Below are 24580 nucleotides of genomic sequence, written 5' to 3'. Positions count from 1 at the left end.
CTAGATTTGAAATGCACTAGAGTGTCAGCGATATTTTCCGCTTGCTCTATTTGCTGCGCTTGAGTGCCAAAATGAGCGATGCTGTTGGTTAAATTCGTTATGGTTTCTTGCACATACGCGCAACCGGAAGCGAAAGTTTGAGTGGTAACTGTGCCTGGAGCTGAACCTTGTGTGCCACCAATGTCAGCTGTTGAAGGGTTATTGCATGTGGCTAAAAAGCTTGTAACAAAACTTTTAAAACTCCCGGTAAGATTGCTAGGGTTAAGGGTTTGGCCCACTTGTTCGCTCAAATTGAGCATTTTGGCTTGCGCACTAGCGTTAGCGAGCATGCCTTGCGCGAAGCTGGCGTCTGTGAAAGGGTTGAAAGGCTTGCCATTACTGCCTCCCACTTGAGTTGTTTGTTCGTTGCTGTTAATCGTGTTCGTTTGATTGACAAGCTCTTGCGCGTCTGTGATCATCTTTTGGATCGCGCTGATTTCTTCTGAAAAAGCGCCGCATATTTTCCCAATAGTAGTAGTGAATTTTGGGGCGTTAGCCTCACTGCTATTATTAGCATGGAAATACGGGCATGCCGTATTGATGGTGTTAATGAGCGTGCTCGCTTGCGCTAACAAGGCTTGAGCGTTATCAGGCACACCGCTCAATACGTTAGTGATTTCGGTGTAAGAGACATGTTGTGTATTACCTAATGCTTTACTATTAACGACTTCTGAACTGATCGTGGTGTTCACGGATTTGCCGTCTATGGTTTGGGTTTCACTCTTGCTCCCGCCGTTTCGGTTGTTTTTTAACGCATCGCAGTTATCATTCCCTTCCCCTGAACATGTATAAGTATACTTTACATTGATTGTTCCGTTTTTTTGATTGAGCGTTGGCAAGCCTTGTTTTAAAGCCGTTTGGAGAATTTGATAGGCTTCGTTAAGCTTTTTAAAATTCTCAATACTCATAGGACCATAGTATCCAGGCGTATACCTGTTCAAAGAACAAGTGATGGAAGTGGATCGATACCCTGGCTCGTTGTTGAAGATGGTGGTTGAAGAGGTGCTTTGTTGGCCATTGGCATTACCCCCGCATTGCGTAACATAGCCTACGACATTCCAAAACCCTACCGCCGCGTTGATCGCTAAAAGCACGGCTTGATAGGCTGGGGAGGCTTTTTCGCCGATCAAATTCTTCGCGCTCGCGCCCAAATTTTCACGCGCCGCATTAATCGCGCTCGGATCAGCGGATAATTTAATGAGGGTGTTTAGGGTGCTGTATTTGGTTAAAAGATTGCTCAAATTTTCGTAATTGTCTGAAAGCTGTTGAACGCCTTTGGTGTTTGTTACCATTTGAGCGGCTTCACCGATCTGATAGCCCACGCTTGTGTAAAAGCCGTCGTCTTCAGCGCTCAAAGTGGAAACTAAAAGCGATCCTAAAGTTAATGAAAGGATGTGTTTTTTCATGTTTTCTCCTTTTTGGATTAGTATTAGGGATTTCATACATTCATTAGAATACATTTGCATCAGAATGCATTTGCATTGGAATGTATTTGGAGTATTATAGCATAAAGCGTTTTTTTTTTTTTTGTCATTTGGGGAAAATTTTGTCATTTTTTTTGATTTTGATGCTTTTGGTTTCGTTTGGTGGTTGTGGAATGATTGTTAAACTTTATTTATTTTAAAATTTATCTTAAAAAGGCTGAAGCGTTTTTTAAGATTAAGTAGTAAAGGGCTTGATTTTGCCGTAGCCTTTTTAAAAAGCGATCCTTTTGGGGGCGTTTGCCCCTAGTGAGAAAGTTTATTTCTTGTGGGCGAAATTGTGCGGGTTGCCTTTATCCCCAACATAAGCGATTTTATCGCCTAAAATGTCATAAGCTTGACCAAAACCTTTCACAAAACGCCCCTCTTTGAAATCCAATGCGATCAAATGGAAATCTTGCATGGCACGAATGGTTTTAATGCCCCCAGCCCCACCGGTTTTGTCAATGAAAGAATCAAACGCTTTGTCAAACTCCGCCCCTCTTTCAATAAAACGAGCGTTGGTTTTATAGCGTAAGCGTTTCCTCAAAATAGCTGATTTAGCCTTGCTTTCGTCTTCTAAAAACATCACTTCCACATTGTGGGGGTTGTGTTTAAGGCCGGCAAAATGCTCCGCCACTTCGCTCACATAAATGTAGTATTGTTTGCCATCACCCATTAAAGGCGCATAAGAGCATACCACATGCCCGTTAGGGTGTAAGGTCGCTAAACAAACAGAATCAAAACCTTCTTTAAAGGCTTTAACCTCTTCTTCCACGCCTTTTAAATCATGGGTTTTTTCTACGCTTTGGCACAATTCAATGATAGCGTTTTTGTAGTCTTTGGGGTCTTTAACTTCATGGTTAAATTCAATCCTTAAGGTTTGATTGTGGTTATAACCAATCACAACGCCTTGAGAATCCACGCTTTTAAAAGCGACATTTTCAGCGTGATGGACTTGCCCGAATTTTTTCAATAAACCTTTCATGTCTCCTACATGGTGAGCGTTCATGTGCTCTATAATACGATTAAGCAAAATATTCTCCTTATTTTCAAAAAATAAGGGGAATGTTATAACAAAAAATTAAATATTAGCTTAATCTTTAGCAGAAATTTTGGTCTTTATCTCTATGCCTAAAAGTTTGAAAGCGTTAGTCAAACTCAAACTCACCATTAAACAAATTTTTAAAAGCTCTTTCGCTTTAGGGGTGTCTAAAATCTTGCCAGCGTTATAGAAGCGGTGGAATTCTGAGGCGAGGGTTTTTGCGTATTCGCACACTTTTTGCAAGCCGTATTCTTCAAAAGAAGATTCAACCGCCTTAGGCAAGCTTAAAGCACTAAAAAGCAGGTATTTTTCTTCAGCGTTTAAATGGGTTAAAGGGGTTTGCAAAATCTCCTCTTTAGAAAAAGGCGATTTTTCTAGCATGGTGTGGATGCGCGAATTCGCGTAATGGATATAGTAAATAGGGTTTGAGCTGTCTTGCTTTTTTAAAGTATTGACATCAAACTCTAAATGGGTGTCAAGCCGTTTGCTTAAAAAAATAAACCTTAAAGCGTCTCTGCCCACATCATCAATCACATCTTTAATCAAAATGAAATTACCCGCTCTTTTACTCATTTTGTAAGGCTCGTTATCTTTGAGCAAGCGCACCATTTGAGCGAGCAAAACTTCAAGCTTGTTGGAATCATGGCCCAAAAACTCAAGGCTGGCTTTCACTCTAGCGATATAGCCGTGGTGGTCTGCCCCCCAAATGTTGATGTATTTGGTGTAGTTTTGCTTGAATTTTTCATCATGATAGACAATATCGCCGGCTAAATAAGTGTAGCTCTTGTCTTCTTTAATAAGCACCCGATCGCTTTCATCTTGGTAGAGTGAAGATTTGAGCCAGATTTTAGAATCCTTTTCATAAAGGGCGTTCGCTTTTTCTAATCGTTCAAACACCGCATCTTTATGTTTAAAAACTTCTTTTTCGCTCGCATAGGAATCAAAATGAATGCCTAAAGCGTCTAAATTATCCTTAATTTCTAAAAGCATTAAATCCTTAGCGTAGCCGCTTAAAACTTCAATGATAGTCTCTTCGTTTTCTTTAAAAAGGCTTGGCTCTAAATCGTTACTCGCCTTTTTGGCGATTTCAATGATGTATTCGCCCTTGTAAAAGACTTCCGAATAAGTTACGCTTTCTTTTAAAACATGCTCTCTGTAAGCGAGCCATACAGAAAGCCCTAGCAAGCGGATTTGAGATCCCATGTCATTGACATAATATTCGCATAAAACTTCATGCCCTAAAAAGCGAGCGATTTTAGCCAGACTATCGCCAAACACCGCCCCTCTAGCATGCCCTATGTGTAAAGGCCCTGTGGGGTTAGCGCTCACAAATTCTAAAAAGATTTTTTGAGAATATTCGCTTTTAGGTTGGGAGCCAAATCGTTCTTTTAATTCTAAAGCTTTTTGGGTGAAACGCTCCAAAAAATCTAAAGAAAGCGTGAAATTAATATAGCCCTTACAAGCCACTACGCCATCAAAAAGCCCTTGCGTTTTTTCGTGTGTGCTGATTTTAAGGGCTAACTCTTCAGCGATAACTAAGGGCGGTTTTTTAAAAACTTTGGCGAGATTGAAAGCAATGGGCGTAGCGTAATGCCCATGCTCTCTGTCTTTAGGGTATTCAATAATGACTTCTTCTTCTAAAATCTCTTCTAAAACGCCCTTAATGAGAGTGTGCATGTTTAACTTTCTTGTTTGCTTTTAATTTCGCTAGTTTCATGCACTTTGGTTTGTGCTGCTTGAGCGTCTAGGGTTTTTGGCTCGTTTTTAGCCTCCTCTTCATCATCTTTCACAGCTTTTTTGAAATTTTTAATCCCACTGCCTAAACCTTTCGCCAACTCTGGGATCTTTTTAGCCCCAAATAACAACACAATCACTAATAAAACGATGACCCAATGCCATATACTTGTGAATCCGCCCATATTTTACTCCTTAATCTATTGGTTGGTTTTTTCTTGAATTATAGCTTCTTTAAAAAATAATTGATAGGTTTTATAAGGATTCGTTTTTCCAAGCCTTGCATATTTTTTCAAAATTAAACGCTTTTAAGCGATAAACTAAAGTTTTTGCGATGCTTAAGATGATTTCTTTGGATTTTTCTAAATCTTCATTGATGATGAGGTAATCAAAGCTCTCCAAGCACTGCATTTCTTTATAAGCGTTGATCAAGCGTTTTTCTATCGTTTCTTTAGAATCCGTCCCCCTTAAAAGCAAGCGCTCTTTTAAAATCTCTTGGTTTTTGGTGCTAATGAACACAGAGCATGCGTTAGGGTAATGCTTTTTAAGGATCTCATGCCCTTGCACATCAATATCAAAAATGACGATTTTGCCCTCTTTTAAGGCTTTTTCTACAGGGATTTTAGAAGTGCCATAATAGTGGTTATGCACGATCGCCCATTCCAAAAACTGCCCTTTTTCTATGCCTTGTTTGAATTCTTCTTCGCTGACAAAATTATAATGCAAGCCATCAACTTCGCCCTCTCTGGGCTTTCGTGTGGTGGTGGAAAGGGAAAAATGGGTTTTTGGGATTTTTTCTTGCAAATACTTTGTAAGGGTGCTTTTACCCGCTCCGCTAGGGCCTGAAAGGATGAGCAAATTAAAATCATTATGCATTAGGTTTTTTATCCTCTAAAGTGATTTTAATGCTTAAGGTTTTGTTTTCTAAAAGGCTTTTTAAGGACTCTTGATTCAGGCTTTTTAATAAGTTCTGCAAATTCAAGCGCAATTCTAGGGGGCTAGAAATTTTATCGCTTTCTTCTTTTTCTTGCGGTGCTTCTGTGGCGTTCTCATTCTTGGAGGTTTCTGTAATGCTCTTTTTAGGGGTTTCTGTGTCGTTCTCATTATTAGGGGTTTTTGCAACGCTCTCATTTAAAAAGGGCAATTCTTCCCCCATCGCTTTAGCCATCACCGGCTCAGGAATGTCTTCAATGCTTTCGTAATGGTCTTCTTGGGGTTTTTCATCTTGGGTTTGTGGCGTTTCTTTTTCTTGGGGCGTTTCTGCACTTTCTTGGGTTTCTTGGGTTTCTTGGGTTTCTTGGGTTTCTTCTTGTGGGGTTTCTTTTTCTTGCACTTGGGGGATTTCTAATTCTTGCGGTGTTTCTGCGATTTCTTGTTTTTCTAATTCTTGCACTTGGGTTTTTTCGGTAACAACTTCTTGGATTTCTTTATCTTGTGGAATTTCTGCGTTTTCTTGCGTTTCTTTTTTATCCTCTTGGCCGTTAGAGTTTTCTTGGATTTCTTTGACCAATTCTTGCATGGCCTCTAATTCTTGCACGCTTGGGGAATCTTGTGTTTTTTCTTGTTTTTCCTCTTTAATTTCTTGCGTTTCTTCTTTGATTGGCTCTTGTTCTTTGATTGGCTCTTGTTCTTTGATTGGCTCTTGTTCTTTGATTGGCTCTTGTTCTTTGATTGGCTCTTGTTCTTTAACTTCTTCTTGCGTTTCCAACTCTTTAGAAACTTCTTTATCTTTGAGAGTTTCATTCTCTTGCGTTTCATCATCTTTAGGCTTTTCTTCTTCTTGGGGCGTTTCTTTAACCTCTTCTTTTTCTTTTTGGGGCGTTTCTTTTTCTTCTTGTTTAACCTCTTCTTTTTCTTCTTGCGCATTTAAAGTGGGGAGCAGTTGTTCTTCATTGTTAGGCTCTTCTTTGGCTAGGGCCTCTAAATCGCCTAAACTTTCTAACTCGTCCCAATTGGTTTCTAAAACTTCCTGAGTTGGATCTAAATTCTGGCTAGGCTCTAGCTCGTTTATGTTAGAACCAAGCTTTTTTTGAAGGATTTTTAAAACTTCAGTGGGTAAAAAAGGTTTTTTCATTTTCATCTCAAAGCCCTCTAAAAAGGGCTGCGCTTCATTGCCCTTTTTATACATGCACACGCTGTTTTTATTTTGAGAGATGGTTTCTTTTAATTCTAGCCAATCTATTTGGTCTAGTTTTTCCAAACATTCATCATCGGCTATCAAAAGCCATTCTGGATCTTTTTTAAGGTGTGCGGACAGCTCTTGATAGTGGTTAAAATTTTCTATAGACAATTCTAATTTCTTAGAGACACTCTCAAGCAGCTTTGTGATCATGGGGTTTTGGTTGAATAGAATCATTTTCATTTTAGGGACTCCTTATTTTATTAAGAAACGCTTCTTTAAGCCTATCCGTTTTTATCGCTTTTTTTAAATCTTTTATTATAATCAAAAATCCACTTGGTTGGTTGTTTTTATCATAGAGTGTAATTTAAAATAAGGATCATTTGATGTTAAACAAATTGAAAAAAATCGTTGGCGTGGGTGTGTTAGTGGGCTGTTTAGGGGTTTTGCAAGCTAAAAACAGCTTATTTGTCTTACCTTATGAGCAAAGAGACGCTCTCAATTCTTTAGTTTCTGGCATTAGTAACGCTAGAGAGAGCGTGAAAATCGCTATCTATAGTTTCACGCACAGAGATATTGCAAGAGCCATTAAAAGCGTAGCGAGCAGGGGGATTAATGTGCAAATCATTTATGATTATGAAAGCAATCACAATAACAAGCAATCCACTATTGGCTATCTGGACAAATACCCTAACACGAAAGTGTGTTTATTAAAAGGGCTTAAGGCTAAAAACGGGAATTATTACGGCATCATGCACCAAAAAGTAGCGATCATTGATGATAAGATCGTGTTTTTAGGCTCAGCGAATTGGAGCAAAAACGCTTTTGAAAACAATTACGAAGTGCTTTTAAAAACCGATGATACAGAGACAATCCTCAAAGCCAAAAGCTATTACCAAAAGATGTTAGGGAGTTGCGTTGGGTTTTAAAAGCCCTTTTAGAAGTGGTAATTATACCCCACATAAAAGGCAAAGACCCTACGCATTTGAACCTTGAGCGCGTCAGTGGTGTAGTATTTGTTGTTAATAGTGGGGAATTTAAAGCCGATTTCAAATTCATGCTCATCTACAAATAAAGCCTTGAGGCCAAAGTTAAAGAGGAATTGAAAAGAGGTGTTATCAACCGCACTGCTGTTAGTGATGCCTAATAATTCCTGCCCTTTACTGCCAATATACCAGCTATTCCCTGCAATCGCAATCCCCCCAAAAACGCCAATATCCACGCTAATATCATCTTGATAGAAACTCCCTTGGAAGAAATTCCACACCGCATCCACGCCCACGCCATAAGTGATCATGTTATTGCCGCCATAATAGCCTTTAGGGTATCTCATGCCATAGCCTTGCCAGTCTAAAAAAGCAAAATAGCGCAAGCCCAAGATTTTATCCGGATGGAAAAAGTGGTTATAACCCATGACTAAGCCAATCCCATTAGATCCCATGTTGGTGAGCTTTTTAACGCTATTAACGCTAGTCATGATATTGGTGTAACCGGTTTGATAGTTAGTAACCTCTCTAACTTCATGGATATTAGTCATTAAATTGATAGAACCTGTTTGGTAATTGACTCCCATATACAAATTTTTTGTCCAAGAAGGCGCTGCACTTTCTTCTTTAGCTATTAAGGCGTGTGTCAGCAAGCTTGTGCCAACTAACATTTTTAACAAGGTTCTCAATTTTATCTCCTGCAAGTTAAGTTTCATTATAAAGATCTAAATTTTACAACAACTTACTCAAAATTAAGCATTTATTCTTTATAAGAGAGTATAATTTAAGGCTTAAAATAACTCAAAAGTAAGGCTAGTGGATGAAAAAAGCACTTTATTTAGGGGCTGTTGCGTTTGGCGTTATATTCAGCATGGCATCAGCCAATGAGCCAAAAATTGATTTTAACCCTCCTAGTTATGTAGAAGAAACCCCCTCTAAAGAATTTATCCCTGAATTGAACAAGTTGGGGAGTTTGTTTGGGCAAGGTGAACGCCCTTTATTTGCGGACAGGAGGGCGATGAAGCCTAACGATTTGATCACAATCATTGTTTCTGAAAAAGCGAGCGCGAATTATTCTAGCTCTAAAGATTATAAAAGCGCTTCAGGGGGTAATTCCACGCCTCCAAGACTCACTTATAACGGGCTAGATGCAAGAAAGAAACAAGAAGCGCAGTATTTAGACGATAAGAATAACTACAATTTCACCAAATCCAGCAATAACACGAATTTTAAAGGCGGTGGCTCGCAAAAAAAGAGCGAAGATTTAGAGATCGTGTTGAGCGCTCGAATCATTAAAGTGCTAGAAAACGGGAATTATTTCATCTATGGGAATAAGGAAGTGCTAGTGGATGGGGAAAAGCAAATCCTTAAGGTGAGTGGGGTGATCCGCCCTTATGATATTGAAAGGAATAACACCATCCAATCCAAGTTTTTAGCTGACGCTAAGATTGAATACACGAATTTAGGGCATTTGAGCGATTCCAATAAGAAGAAATTCGCTGCTGATGCGATGGAAACCCAAATGCCTTATTAAAAAGAGCAAAGTCTAGCATGAGAGCGATCGCTATTGTTTTAGCCAGAAGTTCCAGTAAAAGGATCAAGAATAAAAATATTATTGATTTTTTTAATAAACCCATGCTCGCTTACCCTATTGAAGCGGCGCTAAATTCCAAGCTTTTTGAAAAGGTGTTTATCTCTAGCGATAGCATGAAGTATGTTCGTTTAGCTAAAAATTATGGGGCGAGTTTTTTGAATTTGCGCCCTAAAGTTTTAGCGAATGATAAAGCCACGACTTTAGAGGTGATGGCTTATCACATGAAAGAATTAGAGTTAAAAGATGAAGATATTGCGTGTTGTTTGTATGGCGCTTCAGTATTTTTACAAGAAAAGCATTTGAAAAACGCTTTTGAAACTTTAAAAGAAAATACGGATTATGTTTTCACATGCTCTCCCTTTAGCGCTTCGCCCTATCGTTCTTTTAGCCTTGAAAACGGCGTTCAAATGGCTTTTAAAGAGCATTCAAACACGCGCACGCAAGATCTAAAAACGCTCTATCATGACGCAGGATTGCTTTATATGGGGAAGGCTCAAGCCTTTAAAGAAATGCGGCCTATTTTTAGCCCAAATTCTATCGCTTTAGAATTATCGCCCTTAGAAGTCCAAGATATTGACACTTTAGAAGATTTAGAATTAGCCAAGCTCAAATACAGCCGTTTGAAAAACGCATGCCAGTAAAAATTCTGTGCGATGCGTTTTTAACAAGCGGTTTAGGGCATGTGAGGCGTTGTGAAAAAATCCTTTCTTTTATAGAAAAATTAGGGGTTAAAGCGGATCTTTATTCACACCAGCAAAATAATATAAGCGCTTTTTTAGAGGGTGTTGGCAATGATGATTTTTTGATTACGGATAGCTATTCTTTAAATTCAAAGGATTTTTATCTTTTAAAAGAAAAAGCCAAAAGCCTTATGGTGATAGAAGATGAAGAGCATGCTAAGGGGTTTTACCCTAAAAACACTAAGATCATGAATTTCACGCTGAACGCTTTAAAACACTACCATGATTTATCAAAAGATTATCAGTATTATTTGGGGGTGGGGTTTTACCCTGTTGATATTCGCTTTGTCTATGAGCGCCCTATTAATGCAGAAAATAAAGAAGTGCTGATCACTCTAGGGGGGAGCGAGCAAAAAACGCTTAAAGAGATAGTCAAAATTTTAGAAAATAAGGGCATGCATTTGCATATCATTTCACCTTATACTCCTAAAAATCCTCCCAAGAACACGCATTATTACAGCCCTTTAAACCCTTTAGAGTTCAGTTCTTTGATGAAATTTTGCGCTTGCGCTATTAGCGCTGCAGGCCAAACCCTCTATGAATTGGCTCTTTCTCAAACGCCCTCTCTTATTCTTCCCATTGCTTCTAATCAGATCATTCAAAGCCAAGAATTTGAAAGTTTGGGTATTTTCAAACAAACGAGTTTAAAAACTCTAGCTAAAGATTTTGAAAATTTACAAATTCAAAAAAACCAAGCCTGGGCAAAAAATCTAGTTTTTGGGGATAAATTAGAGGGCGCATTAAGGGAGTTTTTAGAGATTTGAAAAAAAATTATTCTTATAAAAATATCCAAGCGATTGATTTTACCCAGTTAAACGATGGAGAAAAATTGTTGGTTTTAGAGTTTCGTAACCACCCAAACACTGCTTTATGGATGTATAGCGCTTTTATTTCTTTAAAAACGCATTTGCAATTCATAGAAGATTTAAAAAACTCACCCAACCACCGCTATTTTTTGTTTAAAGAAGAGGGCGTTTATTTAGGGGTTGGCTCTATCACTAAAATCAATTTTTTTCATAAGCATGGGTATTTGGGGATTTATAAAAACCCTTTTTTGAAAAATAAGGGAGAAACGATTTTAAAAGCCTTGGAATTTATCGCTTTTGAAGAGTTCCAATTAAATTCTTTACATTTAGAAGTGATGGAGAACAATTTCAAAGCGATCGCTTTTTATGAAAAAAACCATTATGAGTTAGAGGGGCGTTTGAAAGGCTTTATCTCTAAAGAAAAGGAGTTTATAGATGTTCTTTTGTATTACAAGGATAAGAAAGGATATAATGATCGATCTGCTCTAAAACTTTAGGGCAAATTTCTAGTTTTAAATTTAATACGCTTAAAGGCAAGTTGCAATCTTGTAATTTGACGAGATCTTTTGAAGTAACCAATAAGGAAGTGGCGTTATTGTTGTGAAACTCTTTTTCTAAAAGCTCCAAATCAAAAGGGGCATGGTCTCTAAAATACAATTTTTTAACCACTTCTTTGGGTAAAAACGCATCAAGCCTGCTAGGGTTAGCGATAGCCGTTACTAAAAGCATGCGTTTGGTGGGGTTAGTGATAGAGGTGATTCTTTTATAATCCTTATCTTCTGTAACGACTAAATGGGCTTCTTTATAGCTATTAACGCTTTCTCTATACAACCCACTAGGCAAACAAAAAGGGTAGTAGGGGGGGATTTTAGGCTTTAAAAGTGCATTGAACTGGTTGAAATTAAACCTAAAACCATCGTCTAAAAACACGATTTTTGCCCCTAATTCAAGGGCTTTTAAAACGCCTAGCTCTCTTTTTTCGCTCACAATCACGCTCGCTTGTTTTAAATTTAAAGCCAAAAGATAAGCTTCATCGCCCGCTGTTTTTTGAGGAACTAAAATATTTCCCTTAACGCTCACCACCACTAAGCCTTTAGAATCCCGTTGATACCCCCTAGAGACAACCGCCACTTCTTGGTATCTTGGAGCGATTTCTAAAATAAAGGGCGTTTTACCGCTTCCCCCGGCGATCAAATTACCTATGCTGATAATGGGGATTTTAAAATCATGCTTTTTAGCGGTTTTTCGTTTAAGGGTGGCGATGCCTTGATAGATTAAAGAAAAAGGATAGAGCACAAAAATCAACCCCTTTTGCAAAAGAGTTGGGTCATAAAAATAGCGCTCTAAAAAGGGTTTATCGCTTTTCATTCAGGATCAAATCGTTTGGCGATGGTGGGTAATTCTAATTTGAAAGCGTTTTTTTGGATACGGCTTATGATGTTTTTCACTAAAATTTCATCATGGCCTAATTGGGTGAGCGTTCCTAAATGGATGGGCTTTGTTTGAAACAACGCTTCAATATCCTTCAATAAAGGATCAATCACGCTATAAGGATAGCCTAAATCTTGTTCATCGCTTTGCCCCACAAATAAATCCGCGCTAGGGGGCTTATTTAAAATCTTTTTAGGGATATTTAAATAATAAGCGAGTTCATAAACTTCGGTTTTAAATAATTCCCCAATTGGGTTAATCGCGCACGCCAAATCCCCAAATAAAGTGCCATAGCCTAGCATCCTTTCGCTTTTATTGCTCGTGCCAATGACTAAAGAATCGGTTTTTAAAGAATAATCGTATAAAAAAGCCATGCGTAATCGTGAGCAAAAATTCCCCTTTCTAGTAAGGCTCGCGTCTTTAAAATGAGAGCCAAAAATTTTATCATAGGGGGCGATAGAATATTCTGTATAAGGGATAGAAAACGTTTCGCACAAATCCAAAGCGTCTGTTTTACTTTCTGGCATAGAGACTGAAGAGGGCATTAAAAGGGCATGGGCGTTTTCTTTAAAAACCTTTTGGCACAGCACCCCAACGACCGCGCTATCTAGCCCCCCGCTCAGCCCGTAAACGACTTTTTTAAAGCCTTTTTTTTGAACTTCTTTTTCTAAAAAATCGCATAAATAAGCGATGAGTTTTTGGTAATCTTTTTGCATGCCTTAAATTATAATAGAAAAAACGCACCGCTTAAGTGAAAAATTAGCTTTTCTTGCTATAATTATCGTTTCACTCCTTTAAAAGTGCTCGTAGCTCAGCTGAATAGAGCAACAGGTTGCGGTCCTGTAGGTCGGGGGTTTGAATCCCTCCGAGCACACCATTTCTTAACATTCTGCATGTTTTTAAACATTATCGCTCCCATTATGGTAAAATAAATACTTGCTTAAACACGCTAGGAGATTTGATTTTGGCATTACCCGTTTATTATGATAAAGACATTGATTTAGGCGTTATCCAATCCTTACAAGTGGGCATTATTGGCTATGGCGCTCAAGGAGAAGCCCAAGCACTCAATTTGAGGGACTCTAAAGTGAAGGTGCGTATTGGCTTGTATCAAGGGAGTTTGAGCGTTTCAAAAGCAAAAAAAGAGGGTTTTGAGGTGCTAGGAGTCAAGGAATTAGTCCAACAATCGGATGTAATCATGGCACTACTCCCGGATGAATTGCATAAGGAAGTGTTAGAAAAAGAAGTGATCCCTTTTTTAAAAGAGGGGCAAATTGTGGGCTTTGCTCATGGTTTTAGCGTGCATTTCAATCAGGTTGTTCTTCCAAAAGGCGTGGGCGCGATTTTAGTCGCGCCAAAAGGACCCGGGAGCGCTTTAAGAGAAGAATACCTTAAAAATAAGGGCTTATACCATCTGATCGCCATAGAGCAAGAAAACTCAAAAAATAACGCTAAAGCGGTGGCTTTAAGTTACGCTAAAGCGATGGGCGGAGGGAGGATGGGGGTTTTAGAAACGAGCTTTAAAGAAGAATGCGAGAGCGATTTATTCGGCGAGCAAGCGGTTTTGTGCGGAGGGTTAGAAGCGATTGTGAGAATGGGGTTTGAAACTTTAATTAAAGCAGGATACCCTGAAGAATTAGCCTATTTTGAATGCGTGCATGAAGTGAAATTAGTGGCGGATTTATTGCATTATAAGGGGGTAGAGGGCTTAAGGAAACACATTTCTAACACCGCTGAATTTGGAGCGATTAAAGCTAGAGAGTCTATGGGAAATCTGTTAGAAAAACGCATGCAAAAAATCTTAAAAAAGATTCAAAACGGCTCATTCGCTAAGGATTTTTTACTGGAAAAGAGTTTGAATTACCCCAGGTTAAACACAGAGAGGAAAGCCCTTAAAGAGACTAAAATAGAACAAATTGGGGAAATTTTACGCGCCCCATTCAATCATAAAAAATAAATCAATTAAATTAAAAGGAATTATATGGCAATAGTAGTTACTATCACTTCAGGTAAGGGGGGCGTGGGTAAAAGCACCACCACGGCTAATTTAGCGATTGGCTTGGCTGAGAGCGGTAAAAAAGTCGTAGCGGTTGATTTTGACATAGGCCTTAGGAACTTGGATATGATTTTAGGGTTAGAAAATCGCATTGTTTATGATGTGGTGGATGTGATGGAAAAAAATTGCAACCTTTCGCAGGCTTTAATCACGGATAAAAAGACTAAAAACCTTTCTTTTTTAGCGGCTTCACAAAGCAAGGATAAAAATGTTTTAGATAAGGAAAAAGTAGCGATTTTAATCAACGCTTTAAGGGCGGATTTTGACTATATTTTGATTGACTCACCGGCTGGGATTGAAAGCGGTTTTGAGCATGCGATTTTGCATGCGGACATGGCGTTAGTGGTGGTAACGCCCGAAGTGAGTTCCTTAAGGGATAGCGACAGAGTGATTGGCATTATTGACGCGAAGTCCAATCGGGCTAAAAGGGGCGAAGAAGTGCATAAGCATTTGATAATCAATCGCTTAAAACCTGAGTTAGTGGCAAATGGCGAGATGATTCCCATAGAAGAAGTGCTTAAGATTTTATGCTTGCCTTTAATTGGGATCATTCCTGAAGATCACCATATTATTTCAGCGACCAACAAGGGCGAGCCGGTGATTCGCACGGACTGCGAGAGCGCAAAGGCTTACCAACGCATCACCAGACGGATTTTAGGCGAAGAAGTGGAATATGTGGAATTTAAGGCTAAAAGAGGCTTTTTTAGCGCGTTAAAAGGGATATTTTCATGAGTTTGTTTGATTTTTTTAAAAACAAAGGGAGCGCGGCTACCGCAACAGATAGATTAAAATTGATTCTAGCCAAAGAGCGCACTTTAAATTTACCCTACATGGAAGAGATGCGTAAAGAAATCATTGCCGTTATTCAAAAATACACTAAATATTCAGACATCCATTTCAAAACCCTTGATAGCAACCAGAGCGTGGAAACGATTGAAGTGGAGATCATACTGCCTAAATAGTTTAAAATGAAAAGTAATTTCCAATACAGCGCACTAGAAAATATCCCTAAAGCCTTTGATACGCTCAAAGACCCCCCTAAAAAGCTCTATTGTGTGGGCGATACCAAGCTTTTAGAAGCGCCTTTAAAAGTGGCTATCATCGGCACAAGAAGACCCACCCCTTATAGCAAGCAACACACCATCACTCTAGCTAGAGAGCTTGCTAAAAATGGTGCGGTTATTGTGAGCGGAGGAGCGTTAGGCGTGGATATTATCGCTCAAGAAAACGCCTTACCAAAAACGATCATGCTTTCGCCTTGCAGTTTGGATTTCATCTATCCTACAAACAACCATAAAGTGATCCAAGAAATCGCGCAAAAGGGCTTGATTTTAAGCGAATATGAAAAAGACTTCATGCCCATTAAAGGCTCTTTTTTAGCGAGAAACCGCCTGGTGATCGCTTTAAGCGATGTAGTGATTATCCCCCAAGCGGATTTACAAAGCGGCTCTATGAGCAGTGCGAGATTAGCCCAAAAATACCAAAAACCCTTGTTTGTTTTACCCCAACGTTTGAATGAGAGCGATGGCACTAATGAGCTTTTAGAAAAAGGGCAGGCTCAAGGGATATTTAATATTCAAAATTTTATAAACACCCTTTTAAAAGACTACCATTTAAAAGAAATGCCTGAAATGGAAGATGAATTTTTAGAATATTGTGCCAAAAACCCCAGCTATGAAGAAGCGTATCTCAAATTTGGGGATAAGCTTTTAGAATACGAGCTGTTGGGTAAGATCAAGCGCATCAATCATCTCGTGGTGTTGGCATGATTTTGGCATGCGATGTGGGGTTAAAACGCATTGGCATCGCTGCGCTTTTAAACGGCGTTGTCTTGCCTTTGGAAGCGATTTTACGCCAAAATAGGAATCAAGCCTCTAGGGATTTGAGCGATTTGTTGAGGGAAAAAGACATTCAGGTGCTAGTGGTGGGCAAGCCCAATGAAAGCTATGCGGATACGAACGCGCGCATTGAGCATTTCATCAGGCTTGTAGATTTTAAGGGCGAAATCGTTTTTATTAATGAAGACAGATCCAGCATAGAAGCCTATGAAAATTTAGAGCATTTGGGTAAGAAAAATAAGCGGATCGCTATCAAAGACGGTCGGCTAGACTCTTTGAGCGCTTGCAGGATCTTAGAGCGCTATTGCCAGCAGGTTTTAAAAAATCATTAGATCTGATTGTAATTTGATTATAATAAAGTCTGAATTTTTTAATAAAAGGGAGAAGCGTCATGCTAAGTTTCAAAAAAGCGATTTTTAGGGTTTTATGCTTGTGTTGTGTGTTTATTGGGGGGGGGGGTTAATGGCAGACCAACCCCTGAAGAGCTTTTTGATTTGGGTGTAAAGAGTATTGAAGCGAAAGATTACATTCAAGCTAAAAAATATTTGAAAAAGCATGCGATTTAAAAGAGGGTTTGGGATGTTTTAATTTAGGGGCGTTATATTATAATGGAAAAGGCGTAGAAAAGGACTTAATAAAAGCCGCTTATTTTTATTCTAAAGCATGCGAGTTAAAAGAAGGTATGGGGTGTGGTGCTTTAGGAGTTCTATATTATAATGGTCAAGGGGTGGAAAAAAACTTAACAAAAGCCGCTCAATATATCTCTAAAGCTTGCAAGTTAGGAGATCAAAAGGCATGCGAGGTACTCAAAGAAAAATAAGGGACAAAAAGCATGCGATAACCTCACCTAGAAACTATCCCACAAAAGCCCTATTTTAGGGGGTTAGAGTATCGCCAAAATGCCCCCTATTCTTTTAAGAAAATATTTTACTAGAGAGTTTTAATCTTTTTTTGGTATTCTTTTAGGGGTCATTAGTCTTAAAAACTCTTTAAAAACGGATAACCATGAAAATTATGCATCAAGTCAAGGATTTTTTAGATTTTTGCAAACAAACGATCCATAAAAATTCTAATGAAGCGTTTCAAAAAACCAAACGAGCGCTTTTTAAAGAAAAATCTCAAAAAATCAGGGAGCAAGCGGTTAAAATCGTAGAAAAACGCTTGATAAAAGAGGGCATGCAACTGAGCGATTTCAATGAAGAAGAATTAAAAATCATGTTTGAAGCGGAAGAAAAAAGGTTGTTAGAGCAAATCCACGCTAAAGAATTGAAAGAAAAACAAGAAAAAACCACCAAGCATTTTAAAGAAGTTTGGGAAAAGGGCGAGAATGAGCAAGAAAAATAGCGTAATTTCTGGTTTAATGAATTTTTTTAGCGAAAAGAATGAACGCTGGCTGTTAGCCCACAGGCACACGAGAGGGTTTGTGATCGTGGCGTGGCTTTTTCGGTTTAAAAGCATTGCGTTTTCTATTTTCATCACTCTGTTGGTTATTTTAGTGGATATTTGGGTGTATAGCGATGTGCGTCAGTTTTTATTGGACACTTCTAGCTCTTTTATTTGGCTTTTAATCGCTTTATTGATCAAGTGGGGCGTGATTGTCATAAGCGCACGTAAATGCTACCAATTCAGCCAAAAAATGTTTACGCTCATTCAAAGAAAAAGGCAAATCAGAGAGAATTTAAAAAACCGCTCCAACTACAAAGACACCAAAAATGCGGAAAAACTCTCTAGCATCGCTGAAGAAATCATTTCAAAAAAACAAGAAGAGTCCCGCCACAAAGAAGATTCTAATAGCGAAAACCATAAAGACAAGCTTTCTAACATTACTGAAGAAATGATTCTTAAAAAACAAGAGGAATTGAAAGCCAGAAAGGATAAGGGGGATTAAAAAAGGCGTACAGAAAATCTTAATCAAAAAAAACCCCCCAAAAAGAAAATAGTCAATAAAATAATCAATAAAATAATCAGGGGATAATCAATAAAAAAGGGGGTCAATCTTTTAAAAAAGGCATGAAGCGTTCGGGCATGGGGGAAGCGATTTTGTAGATCGCTCCTTTAAATTCAAACTCTAAACTAGCGGCATGGAGCATGAGTAATGGGGCGTTGTTTTCACGCTTTAATTGAAGGTATCCTCTCGCTTCTTCATCGGCCACCCCATAAAGCCCCTCGCCCACGATCCTATGCCCTATGCTGCTCAAATGCAAGCGGATTTGGTGCGTGCGCCCGGTGAGTGGGGTTATTTTAAGCAAGCTTATATCCAAAAAAGGGTTATAGCTTAAAGGCTCAACAAGCGTGGTTGAAGGCTTGCCTAAAGGAGAAATTTTAGATCGAATGCGCAAATCTTTTTGAATGTTTTGTGGCGTTAGAATGGGTTTGTCTATTTTCATATTTTTTTCAACCAATCCATGCACTAGCGCCAAATAAGTTTTTTTCACTTTTTTTTGCATGAAAAGCGCTTTTAAATCCTTAACGCTTTGTAAGGTCTTGCCCGCTAAAACTAACCCGCTCGTTTCATAGTCCAGTCTGTGGGCTGGGTGGGCGTTTTTACCCAAATGCGATTGGATACAATCTAATAAGCTTTCATGGTAAAAATAGCCTTTAGGGTGGGTATAGACTTGAGCGGGTTTGTCAAATGCACCAAAATCCTTAGTCTCAAAAACAAGCGCTTGAGTTTTTTCATTGGGCTTGAAATGAATCAAGCGAACGACCCCTTGAATGATTTGAGATTTACGCACGGCTTGTTGGTTTTGTTTTAAGCGTTGTTTGTCAAGGTGTCGTTGGGCTTCTTTTAAAGAGCATTTTAAAATATCGCGCACCAAAAACAAGGCTTTGGTGGGTTTTAAAATTTCAAATTCTTCTTCAACAAAAGGCACTACAACAAACTTTTAACAAACATTTTAGGCTCATTAGAACACTCATCTAATTCCACGCTAAAAAGCACGCTCACCTTTTCGCCCGCTTTCAAAAACCGCTCAGCATTAAAATAAATAGCCTCTTTAACGCATTCTTTATCCTTAAAACGCAGAATTTGGTGGCTTTCTTTAATGATTTTTTCTTCTATGACTTCTAAATTTTGCGCTTGGAATAAAGGCTTAGGGTTTTCTTGCCCATAAGGTTCGCCCGCTTCTATAATCTCTAAAAGCTCTCTGTCAATGTCTTTTAATTTGAGCGTTAAAGGGGGTTCTTTTTCATAAAAAGGCAAGACTTTAAAATCAAAATTTTCTAAAGTTTCAAAGAGCGAGACGATATTGTTTTTTCCAACGCTCAACCCGCAAGCTTGCCTATGCCCCCCATAGCCGAGCAACAAAGAAGAAACCCCATTCAAAGCGTCAATCAAATCAATATTTGGAGAGCTACGCCCGCTCCCTTTATACACCCCTTCTTTAAAGGTAAAAACCAGGCTTGGCTTTTGAGTGGCTTCCACTAATTTTGAAGCCACAATCCCAAGCACGCCCTCATGCCAATTATCCTTAAAAGCGACGATAATTTTTTCTCCAACCATCGCATGCTTAAAAGCCTCTTCAAAAACCTGCTGTTGGATCATTTTACGCTTCATATTGCATGCTTTCAAGCGTTCATACAAAGAATAGCCATCTTGAAAATTATTCGCGCTTAAAAAATCTAAAGCCATTTTCGCGTCTTGCATGCGTCCTGCGGAGTTGATTAAGGGGGCGATACTAAAAGAAATGTCGCTCGCTTTTAAAGAGCGTTTTCTAAAAACTTCTCTTTGGCACAAAAACCCCATTGCCCCTAAAGATTCTTTTTGCAAAAAATACAAGGCTTTAGAAACTAAAAAGCGGTTAAAAAAAGTCAAAGGCATCATGTCAGCAATAGTCGCCACGCCCGCTAAGCACAACAACTCACTAGAATGGCTTTTTTCTTTCCCTAAAAGCTGGTGGATGCCATAGCACAAATAAAACGCCACCAACGCCCCGCACACTTCCTTTTGGATAAAATCACAATCCGGTTGCTTGGGGTTGATCACCGCATAAGCGTCTGGGACTTCATCATTATTTAAGCAATGGTGATCGGTGATGATAAGGGTGTAGTTTTTTTCTTTGCAAAATCGCGCGGCTTCAAAGGCACTAATCCCGTTATCCACCGTGATGATTAAAGGGGCGTGGTGTTTTTCTAAAAATTTTTTAGAAATCCCATAGCCATCCATGAAGCGATTAGGGATTGCAATGCGGACATGCTTGTAGTTTAGGCTTTCAAAAAATTTTGCCATGATAGCAGAGCTAATCACGCCGTCAGCGTCATAATCGCCCACCACTAAAATTTCTGTGTTTGCACGCATGGCTTCTATGATTTTGAGCGCGGCTTTTTTCAAGTCTTTAAATAAAAAGGGGCTAGGAAACCCTTTTTCATTATAAGCGATAGAGACCACTCGCTCTTTGATTTGAGCTTTAAGCTTTTGTTTCATTGTTTAGATTAGGATTTATGAAGAGCGCTCTTAATGAAATCTAAAATAATAGGGTTAGGGCTTTGCAACCTGGAGGTGAATTCCGGATGGAATTGCACCCCCACAAAGAACGGGTGATATTCTAATTCAACCGCTTCAATCAAATAATTTGCCCCAAAACCCACCACTTTCAAGCCCTTATTTTCCCACTCTTGGCGGTATTTGGGGTTGATTTCATAACGATGGCGGTGTCTTTCTTTAATGCTAGGCTTTTTATAAGCTTTTTCTAACAAGCTATTTGGCAATATTTCGCATTCATATTCCCCTAATCGCATGGTGCCTCCTAAAGGCGAATTATAGGTGCGCACCTGTTTTTGGTGGTTTTGATCTATAAAATCTTCAATCAAATACACCACAGGGTGTTCGCAGCGTTGGTTAAACTCCGTAGAGTTAGCCCCTTTTAAACCCAAAACATTGCGGCAAAATTCAACGATCGCTAATTGCATGCCCAAACAAATCCCTAAAAAGGGGAGTTTTTCTAACCTTGCTCTTTGAATGGCACAAATTTTGCCCTCAATCCCCCTTTCTCCAAAGCCCCCAGGCACTAAAACCGCATCAACGCCCTCTAAATCAGTTTTTTCATTAAAATTCTCGCTATCTAGCCATTCAATATTGACTTGCGTATCCAAATGCGCGCCCGCATGGATTAAGGCTTCAATCAAGGATTTATAAGATTCTTTTAAACTTAAATACTTGCCTACAAAACCAATCCTAATTTTGTGTTTAGGAGCGATAATCTTTTCTACTAAAGTGTTCCAAGCCGCCATTTTGGGGTGTAGTTTATTCAAATTAAAGCGTCTGGCGATGGGGGTTAAAATGCCTTCTTGCAAGAAAAGAATGGGGCATGCGTAAATGCTTTTAGTGTCTGTGGCCACAATCACGCTGTCTTGCTCCACATCGCAACTCAAAGCGATTTTATTTTTCAATTCTTTATCCAAAGGCTTAGGCGATCGCGCCAAAATGATTTGAGGGGTTACGCCAAGGCGCCTTAATTCTTGGACGGAATGTTGCGTGGGTTTGGTTTTTAATTCGTTAGTGGTTTGGATATAAGGGATCAAGGTTACATGCACATTGATGACTTTCTCATTCCCTAATTCCAATTTAAGCTGGCGGATCGCTTCCAAATAAAACATGCCCTCCATATCGCCCACGGTTCCGCCCACTTCCACGATTAAAAAATCCAACCCCTTAGCCGCACTTTTAATGCGCCTTTTGATTTCATCGGTTACATGGGGGACGATTTGAATGGTTTTGCCTAAATATTCCCCTTTCCTTTCATTTTCTATCACGCTTGAAAAAATCTGCCCGGTAGTGAAATTATTCAACCTTGTTAAATTCCTGTTCAAAAAGCGTTCATAATGCCCTATGTCTAAATCCGTTTCAGCGCCATCGCTAGTTACAAACACTTCTCCATGCTCTAAAGGGCTCATGGTGCCTGGATCAATATTGATATAAGGGTCAATCTTCAAAATAGAAACCTGATAATTGCAATGCTGTAAAAGCGTAGCGATTGAAGAAGATGAAATCCCTTTCCCTAGAGAGCTTAACACGCCCCCTGTAACGAATATAAATTTGGCTCTATCCATAAGTTATTGCGTTCCTTTAATTTTTGCTTCTTAAATTGTAGTCTAAAAAGGGTTAAAAAGCTTTAAAAAAGGGCAAAAATTAAAGCGATTTCAAAAAAAAAAAAAAAAAAACAATTTCAGTTTCTTATTAACTAGGTTTGATTAAAATAAAAAGCTTTTATGTGCTTAAACTTCATTGTCTTAAAACTTTTAAGAGCAATTTTAAAGTTCGTTGGCGTATAATATAAGTTTTGAATTAACTACTAGTAAGGGTTTTAAATAATGGCTGAAAATTCTTTCAAAAATGTTTCTGCACAACCCAAAGCATTTTTCTTATTACCAGTTAAAACCCTGTTTCTTTTAGGGGGTATTTTTAGCGCGTTTTTTATCCTTATTGCTGGCTTGGTTTTTTTTGATTATGCTCATTTAATGGACAATGCCATTTTTAATTTCGTGCGTTCAACCCCCTTTAATTCTAGCCCTATTTTAACTCTAATCCTCCAAAGTATCGCTAAGTTAGGTTCTTCTCAGTTCGTGCTGCCTTTGAGCTTGTTGGTGGGGGTGTTTTTAAGCCTGTATCGCAGAAACTTAGCGCTTGGGGTGTGGTTTGTGTTAAGCGTGATCCTGTTTGAAGCCCTTTTAGAATCTTTAAAACACCTTTTTGCATATTCCATTCAGTGGCTTTCGCACAGCGCTAATTTCCCTAACGCTTCTGCGCTTTCTTTAACGCTATTTTATGGGTTGCTTGTTTTATTAATACCCCATTTGATCACGCATCAAACGCTTAAAAATATTCTTTTTTATAGCTTATTTGGTTTGATTTTTTTAATAGGGTTGGTGCTGATTGTTTTAGGGGTTTCTTTCAGTAGTGTTTTAGGAGGGTTTTGTTTAGGGGCGTTAGGGGCTTGTTTTTCCATAGGGATTTATTTGAGCGTGTTCCAAAAGATCTAAGCGAACGGCTTAAAAGAATGAAAATTTTATCAAGGTTTTAATATTGGATTTAAAGGTATTATTGCAACGGATTGTTGATTTTTTCATCAAACTCAATAAAAAGCAAAAAATCGCCCTGATCGCAGCGGGGGTTTTAATCACCGCCTTGCTTGTGTTTTTGTTGCTCTATCCTTTTAAAGAAAAAGACTACGCGCAAGGGGGCTATGGGGTTTTATTTGAAGGATTAGACTCTAGCGATAACGCTTTAATCTTACAGCATCTCCAGCAAAACCAAATCCCTTATAAAGTCTCAAAAGATGACACCATTCTTATCCCTAAAGATAAAGTGTATGAAGAAAGGATCACTCTGGCTTCTCAAGGGATCCCTAAAACGAGTAAAGTGGGCTTTGAAATCTTTGACACTAAAGACTTTGGAGCGACTGATTTTGATCAAAATATCAAACTCATTCGCGCCATTGAGGGGGAATTGTCGCGCACGATTGAAAGTTTAAACCCCATTCTTAAAGCCAATGTGCATATTGCAATCCCTAAAGACAGCGTGTTTGTGGCTAAAGAAGTCCCTCCTAGCGCTTCGGTGATGCTCAAACTCAAGCCTGACATGAAGCTTTCACCCACTCAAATTTTAGGGATTAAAAATTTAATCGCTGCAGCTGTGCCTAAACTCACGATAGAAAATGTGAAAATCGTGAATGAAAATGGTGAATCAATAGGCGAGGGCGATATACTAGAAAACTCCAAAGAATTAGCCCTAGAGCAATTGCATTACAAACAAAATTTTGAAAACATTTTAGAAAATAAGATTGTCAATATCTTAGCCCCTATTGTGGGGGGTAAAAACAAGGTGGTCGCAAGGGTCAATGCGGAGTTTGATTTCAGCCAAAAGAAAAGCACTAAAGAGACTTTTGATCCCAATAATGTTGTAAGGAGCGAGCAAAATTTAGAAGAAAAAAAAGAAGGCACTCCTAAAAAACAAGTCGGCGGCGTGCCTGGGGTTGTGAGCAATATCGGCCCTGTGCAAGGATTGAAAGACAATAAAGAGCCAGAAAAATACGAAAAGTCTCAAAACACGACCAATTATGAAGTGGGTAAAACCATTAGCGAGATTAAGGGCGAGTTTGGCACTTTAGTGCGTTTGAATGCGGCGGTTGTGGTGGATGGCAAGTATAAAATCGCACTTAAAGATGGGGCAAACACTTTAGAATACGAGCCTTTGAGCGATGAATCGCTTAAAAAAATCAACGCTCTAGTGAAACAGGCCATTGGCTATAACCAAAATAGAGGCGATGATGTGGCGGTGAGTAATTTTGAGTTTAACCCTATGGCGCCCATGATTGACAACGCCACTTTGAGCGAAAAAATCATGCACAAAACTCAAAAAATCTTAGGCTCATTCACGCCTTTAATCAAGTATGTTTTGGTGTTTATAGTGCTATTTATTTTCTATAAAAAAGTGATTGTGCCTTTCAGCGAACGCATGCTGGAAGTGGTGCCTGATGAAGATAAGGAAGTGAAATCCATGTTTGAAGAAATGGATGAAGAAGAAGATGAATTGAACAAACTCGGCGATTTGAGAAAAAAAGTAGAAGATCAATTAGGGCTTAATGCAACCTTTAGCGAAGAAGAAGTAAGATACGAAATTATCTTAGAAAAGATTAGAGGGACCCTTAAAGAGCGCCCTGATGAAATCGCTACGCTCTTTAAACTCCTGATCAAAGATGAAATCTCTTCAGACAGCGCGAAAGGTTAAAAAAGGT

At 38.9% G+C, this 24580-nt stretch carries 28 protein-coding genes and 1 tRNA gene; 17 read left to right on the top strand and 12 right to left on the bottom strand.

All coding sequences use genetic code 11. The features are described 5' to 3' along the window. The 6 genes from FIM66_RS02550 to FIM66_RS02525 form a co-directional block, all read right to left on the bottom strand. Nucleotides 1–1445: SabA family sialic acid-binding adhesin (locus FIM66_RS02550; RefSeq protein WP_341472522.1), on the bottom strand; the 1445-nt coding region annotated here is incomplete at its 3' end. Between the two features lie 334 nt (nucleotides 1446–1779). Beyond that, nucleotides 1780–2535, bottom strand: a complete 756-nt coding sequence (locus FIM66_RS02545) for a HugZ family heme oxygenase (RefSeq protein WP_140599910.1) — start codon at nucleotides 2533–2535, stop codon at nucleotides 1780–1782. A 60-nt stretch (nucleotides 2536–2595) separates the two neighbouring features. Next, nucleotides 2596–4221, bottom strand: coding sequence for an arginine--tRNA ligase (gene argS, locus FIM66_RS02540; RefSeq protein WP_140599909.1), 1626 nt, complete (start codon nucleotides 4219–4221; stop codon nucleotides 2596–2598). A gap of 2 nt (nucleotides 4222–4223) precedes the next feature. Then, entirely contained in the window at nucleotides 4224–4463 is a 240-nt protein-coding gene (gene tatA, locus FIM66_RS02535) for a twin-arginine translocase TatA/TatE family subunit (protein WP_000508577.1), read from the bottom strand. Between the two features lie 70 nt (nucleotides 4464–4533). Further along, entirely contained in the window at nucleotides 4534–5154 is a 621-nt protein-coding gene (gmk, locus tag FIM66_RS02530) for a guanylate kinase (protein WP_000551231.1), read from the bottom strand. Continuing rightward, nucleotides 5147–6640 (bottom strand): hypothetical protein, encoded by a 1494-nt coding sequence (locus FIM66_RS02525; protein WP_140599907.1) that lies wholly within the window; start codon nucleotides 6638–6640, stop codon nucleotides 5147–5149. The genes gmk and FIM66_RS02525 overlap by 8 nt, the downstream gene beginning before the upstream one ends. Nucleotides 6641–6783: 143 nt before the next feature. Here FIM66_RS02525 and FIM66_RS02520 point away from each other — a divergent pair, with 143 nt between their 5' ends. After that, nucleotides 6784–7326 carry a phospholipase D-like domain-containing protein gene (locus FIM66_RS02520; RefSeq protein ID WP_140547853.1) on the top strand — a complete coding sequence of 181 codons (543 nt, stop codon included), beginning with the start codon at nucleotides 6784–6786 and terminating at the stop codon, nucleotides 7324–7326. An 8-nt stretch (nucleotides 7327–7334) separates the two neighbouring features. Here the strand turns inward: FIM66_RS02520 and FIM66_RS02515 are convergent, their stop codons facing one another. Further along, nucleotides 7335–8072, bottom strand: a complete 738-nt coding sequence (locus FIM66_RS02515) for an outer membrane protein (RefSeq protein ID WP_194149241.1) — start codon at nucleotides 8070–8072, stop codon at nucleotides 7335–7337. A 131-nt stretch (nucleotides 8073–8203) separates the two neighbouring features. Here FIM66_RS02515 and flgH point away from each other — a divergent pair, with 131 nt between their 5' ends. The 4 genes from flgH to pseH are packed head-to-tail and all read left to right on the top strand — an operon-like array spanning nucleotide 8204 to nucleotide 11020. Beyond that, on the top strand, nucleotides 8204–8917 hold the full coding sequence (gene flgH / locus FIM66_RS02510; protein ID WP_140547855.1) for a flagellar basal body L-ring protein FlgH: 714 nt from the start codon (nucleotides 8204–8206) through the stop codon (nucleotides 8915–8917). Between the two features lie 17 nt (nucleotides 8918–8934). Beyond that, nucleotides 8935–9618, top strand: coding sequence for a pseudaminic acid cytidylyltransferase (gene pseF, locus FIM66_RS02505; protein ID WP_140599905.1), 684 nt, complete (start codon nucleotides 8935–8937; stop codon nucleotides 9616–9618). Further along, a complete protein-coding gene (locus FIM66_RS02500) occupies nucleotides 9609–10481 on the top strand; it encodes a CMP-N-acetylneuraminic acid synthetase (protein WP_238700914.1) in 873 nt (290 codons plus the stop codon). Before pseF ends, FIM66_RS02500 begins: the two co-directional genes overlap by 10 nt. Further along, complete coding sequence (gene pseH / locus FIM66_RS02495) at nucleotides 10478–11020, top strand: UDP-4-amino-4,6-dideoxy-N-acetyl-beta-L-altrosamine N-acetyltransferase (protein WP_140599903.1); 543 nt, start codon at nucleotides 10478–10480, stop codon at nucleotides 11018–11020. The genes FIM66_RS02500 and pseH overlap by 4 nt, the downstream gene beginning before the upstream one ends. Here the strand turns inward: pseH and FIM66_RS02490 are convergent. Both FIM66_RS02490 and FIM66_RS02485 read right to left on the bottom strand, forming a co-directional pair. Continuing rightward, nucleotides 10953–11891 carry a tetraacyldisaccharide 4'-kinase gene (locus FIM66_RS02490; RefSeq protein WP_140599902.1) on the bottom strand — a complete coding sequence of 313 codons (939 nt, stop codon included), beginning with the start codon at nucleotides 11889–11891 and terminating at the stop codon, nucleotides 10953–10955. The genes pseH and FIM66_RS02490 overlap by 68 nt on opposite strands. Next, nucleotides 11888–12670, bottom strand: a complete 783-nt coding sequence (locus FIM66_RS02485; RefSeq protein ID WP_140599901.1) for an NAD+ synthase — start codon at nucleotides 12668–12670, stop codon at nucleotides 11888–11890. The genes FIM66_RS02490 and FIM66_RS02485 overlap by 4 nt, the downstream gene beginning before the upstream one ends. 84 nt (nucleotides 12671–12754) lie before the next feature. On the opposite strand from FIM66_RS02485, the gene FIM66_RS02480 reads away from it, so the two are divergent. From FIM66_RS02480 to FIM66_RS02440, 10 genes are all read left to right on the top strand, one after another. Next, nucleotides 12755–12831 (top strand) — tRNA-Arg (locus FIM66_RS02480). 87 nt (nucleotides 12832–12918) lie between these two features. Further along, the gene (ilvC, locus tag FIM66_RS02475) at nucleotides 12919–13911 is read left to right on the top strand and encodes a ketol-acid reductoisomerase (protein WP_140599900.1); all 993 of its coding nucleotides are present in this window, start codon (nucleotides 12919–12921) and stop codon (nucleotides 13909–13911) included. Between the two features lie 24 nt (nucleotides 13912–13935). After that, nucleotides 13936–14742: a septum site-determining protein MinD gene (gene minD / locus FIM66_RS02470; protein WP_001019104.1), complete on the top strand. Its 807-nt coding sequence runs from the start codon at nucleotides 13936–13938 to the stop codon at nucleotides 14740–14742. Beyond that, nucleotides 14739–14972, top strand: coding sequence for a cell division topological specificity factor MinE (minE, locus tag FIM66_RS02465; RefSeq protein WP_050844007.1), 234 nt, complete (start codon nucleotides 14739–14741; stop codon nucleotides 14970–14972). Before minD ends, minE begins: the two co-directional genes overlap by 4 nt. A gap of 6 nt (nucleotides 14973–14978) precedes the next feature. Further along, nucleotides 14979–15779, top strand: a complete 801-nt coding sequence (gene dprA, locus FIM66_RS02460; RefSeq protein ID WP_140547861.1) for a DNA-processing protein DprA — start codon at nucleotides 14979–14981, stop codon at nucleotides 15777–15779. Beyond that, the gene (ruvX, locus tag FIM66_RS02455) at nucleotides 15776–16180 is read left to right on the top strand and encodes a Holliday junction resolvase RuvX (RefSeq protein ID WP_140547862.1); all 405 of its coding nucleotides are present in this window, start codon (nucleotides 15776–15778) and stop codon (nucleotides 16178–16180) included. Before dprA ends, ruvX begins: the two co-directional genes overlap by 4 nt. A 105-nt stretch (nucleotides 16181–16285) precedes the next feature. Then, the gene (locus FIM66_RS08220; protein WP_274595184.1) at nucleotides 16286–16414 is read left to right on the top strand and encodes a hypothetical protein; all 129 of its coding nucleotides are present in this window, start codon (nucleotides 16286–16288) and stop codon (nucleotides 16412–16414) included. 8 nt (nucleotides 16415–16422) lie between these two features. After that, nucleotides 16423–16668: a tetratricopeptide repeat protein gene (locus FIM66_RS08215; protein WP_423752421.1), complete on the top strand. Its 246-nt coding sequence runs from the start codon at nucleotides 16423–16425 to the stop codon at nucleotides 16666–16668. A 185-nt stretch (nucleotides 16669–16853) separates the two neighbouring features. Beyond that, entirely contained in the window at nucleotides 16854–17192 is a 339-nt protein-coding gene (locus FIM66_RS02445) for a hypothetical protein (RefSeq protein WP_140547863.1), read from the top strand. Continuing rightward, the gene (locus FIM66_RS02440) at nucleotides 17176–17736 is read left to right on the top strand and encodes a hypothetical protein (RefSeq protein ID WP_140547864.1); all 561 of its coding nucleotides are present in this window, start codon (nucleotides 17176–17178) and stop codon (nucleotides 17734–17736) included. The genes FIM66_RS02445 and FIM66_RS02440 overlap by 17 nt, the downstream gene beginning before the upstream one ends. A 103-nt stretch (nucleotides 17737–17839) precedes the next feature. On the opposite strand, the gene FIM66_RS02435 is transcribed toward FIM66_RS02440, so the two are convergent. From FIM66_RS02435 to pyrG, 3 genes are read right to left on the bottom strand one after another with little or no spacing between them, the layout of a single operon-like run. Beyond that, the gene (locus FIM66_RS02435) at nucleotides 17840–18721 is read right to left on the bottom strand and encodes an RluA family pseudouridine synthase (RefSeq protein ID WP_140547865.1); all 882 of its coding nucleotides are present in this window, start codon (nucleotides 18719–18721) and stop codon (nucleotides 17840–17842) included. After that, nucleotides 18721–20271: a single-stranded-DNA-specific exonuclease RecJ gene (recJ, locus tag FIM66_RS02430; RefSeq protein ID WP_140599899.1), complete on the bottom strand. Its 1551-nt coding sequence runs from the start codon at nucleotides 20269–20271 to the stop codon at nucleotides 18721–18723. The genes FIM66_RS02435 and recJ overlap by 1 nt, the downstream gene beginning before the upstream one ends. 8 nt (nucleotides 20272–20279) lie before the next feature. Then, complete coding sequence (gene pyrG / locus FIM66_RS02425; protein WP_140599898.1) at nucleotides 20280–21896, bottom strand: glutamine hydrolyzing CTP synthase; 1617 nt, start codon at nucleotides 21894–21896, stop codon at nucleotides 20280–20282. A gap of 261 nt (nucleotides 21897–22157) precedes the next feature. Between pyrG and FIM66_RS02420 the strand changes: the two genes are divergently transcribed. Then, nucleotides 22158–22826 (top strand): phosphatase PAP2 family protein, encoded by a 669-nt coding sequence (locus FIM66_RS02420; RefSeq protein ID WP_140599897.1) that lies wholly within the window; start codon nucleotides 22158–22160, stop codon nucleotides 22824–22826. 43 nt (nucleotides 22827–22869) lie between these two features. Further along, nucleotides 22870–24573: a flagellar basal-body MS-ring/collar protein FliF gene (fliF, locus tag FIM66_RS02415; RefSeq protein ID WP_140599896.1), complete on the top strand. Its 1704-nt coding sequence runs from the start codon at nucleotides 22870–22872 to the stop codon at nucleotides 24571–24573. Nucleotides 24574–24580 lie beyond the last annotated feature (7 nt).

It is taken from the genome of Helicobacter pylori (assembly GCF_006439795.1).
Classification (GTDB): Bacteria; Campylobacterota; Campylobacteria; order Campylobacterales; family Helicobacteraceae; genus Helicobacter; species Helicobacter pylori_CR.
Note: the sequence above shows the minus strand (reverse complement) of the source record. Positions and strands in the feature narration are given on the sequence as shown.

What these genes read in the sequence shown, in the direction of transcription:
- argS (WP_140599909.1), bottom strand. Translation starts at nt 4,221, where the DNA reads ATGCACACTCTCATTAAGGGCGTTTTAGAAGAGATTTTAGAAGAAGAA.
- tatA (WP_000508577.1), bottom strand. Translation starts at nt 4,463, where the DNA reads ATGGGCGGATTCACAAGTATATGGCATTGGGTCATCGTTTTATTAGTG.
- gmk (WP_000551231.1), bottom strand. Translation starts at nt 5,154, where the DNA reads ATGCATAATGATTTTAATTTGCTCATCCTTTCAGGCCCTAGCGGAGCG.
- FIM66_RS02525 (WP_140599907.1), bottom strand. Translation starts at nt 6,640, where the DNA reads ATGAAAATGATTCTATTCAACCAAAACCCCATGATCACAAAGCTGCTT.
- FIM66_RS02520 (WP_140547853.1), top strand. Translation starts at nt 6,784, where the DNA reads ATGTTAAACAAATTGAAAAAAATCGTTGGCGTGGGTGTGTTAGTGGGC.
- flgH (WP_140547855.1), top strand. Translation starts at nt 8,204, where the DNA reads ATGAAAAAAGCACTTTATTTAGGGGCTGTTGCGTTTGGCGTTATATTC.
- pseF (WP_140599905.1), top strand. Translation starts at nt 8,935, where the DNA reads ATGAGAGCGATCGCTATTGTTTTAGCCAGAAGTTCCAGTAAAAGGATC.
- FIM66_RS02500 (WP_238700914.1), top strand. Translation starts at nt 9,609, where the DNA reads ATGCCAGTAAAAATTCTGTGCGATGCGTTTTTAACAAGCGGTTTAGGG.
- FIM66_RS02490 (WP_140599902.1), bottom strand. Translation starts at nt 11,891, where the DNA reads ATGAAAAGCGATAAACCCTTTTTAGAGCGCTATTTTTATGACCCAACT.
- FIM66_RS02485 (WP_140599901.1), bottom strand. Translation starts at nt 12,670, where the DNA reads ATGCAAAAAGATTACCAAAAACTCATCGCTTATTTATGCGATTTTTTA.
- minD (WP_001019104.1), top strand. Translation starts at nt 13,936, where the DNA reads ATGGCAATAGTAGTTACTATCACTTCAGGTAAGGGGGGCGTGGGTAAA.
- minE (WP_050844007.1), top strand. Translation starts at nt 14,739, where the DNA reads ATGAGTTTGTTTGATTTTTTTAAAAACAAAGGGAGCGCGGCTACCGCA.
- dprA (WP_140547861.1), top strand. Translation starts at nt 14,979, where the DNA reads ATGAAAAGTAATTTCCAATACAGCGCACTAGAAAATATCCCTAAAGCC.
- ruvX (WP_140547862.1), top strand. Translation starts at nt 15,776, where the DNA reads ATGATTTTGGCATGCGATGTGGGGTTAAAACGCATTGGCATCGCTGCG.
- FIM66_RS02445 (WP_140547863.1), top strand. Translation starts at nt 16,854, where the DNA reads ATGAAAATTATGCATCAAGTCAAGGATTTTTTAGATTTTTGCAAACAA.
- FIM66_RS02440 (WP_140547864.1), top strand. Translation starts at nt 17,176, where the DNA reads ATGAGCAAGAAAAATAGCGTAATTTCTGGTTTAATGAATTTTTTTAGC.
- recJ (WP_140599899.1), bottom strand. Translation starts at nt 20,271, where the DNA reads ATGAAACAAAAGCTTAAAGCTCAAATCAAAGAGCGAGTGGTCTCTATC.
- pyrG (WP_140599898.1), bottom strand. Translation starts at nt 21,896, where the DNA reads ATGGATAGAGCCAAATTTATATTCGTTACAGGGGGCGTGTTAAGCTCT.
- FIM66_RS02420 (WP_140599897.1), top strand. Translation starts at nt 22,158, where the DNA reads ATGGCTGAAAATTCTTTCAAAAATGTTTCTGCACAACCCAAAGCATTT.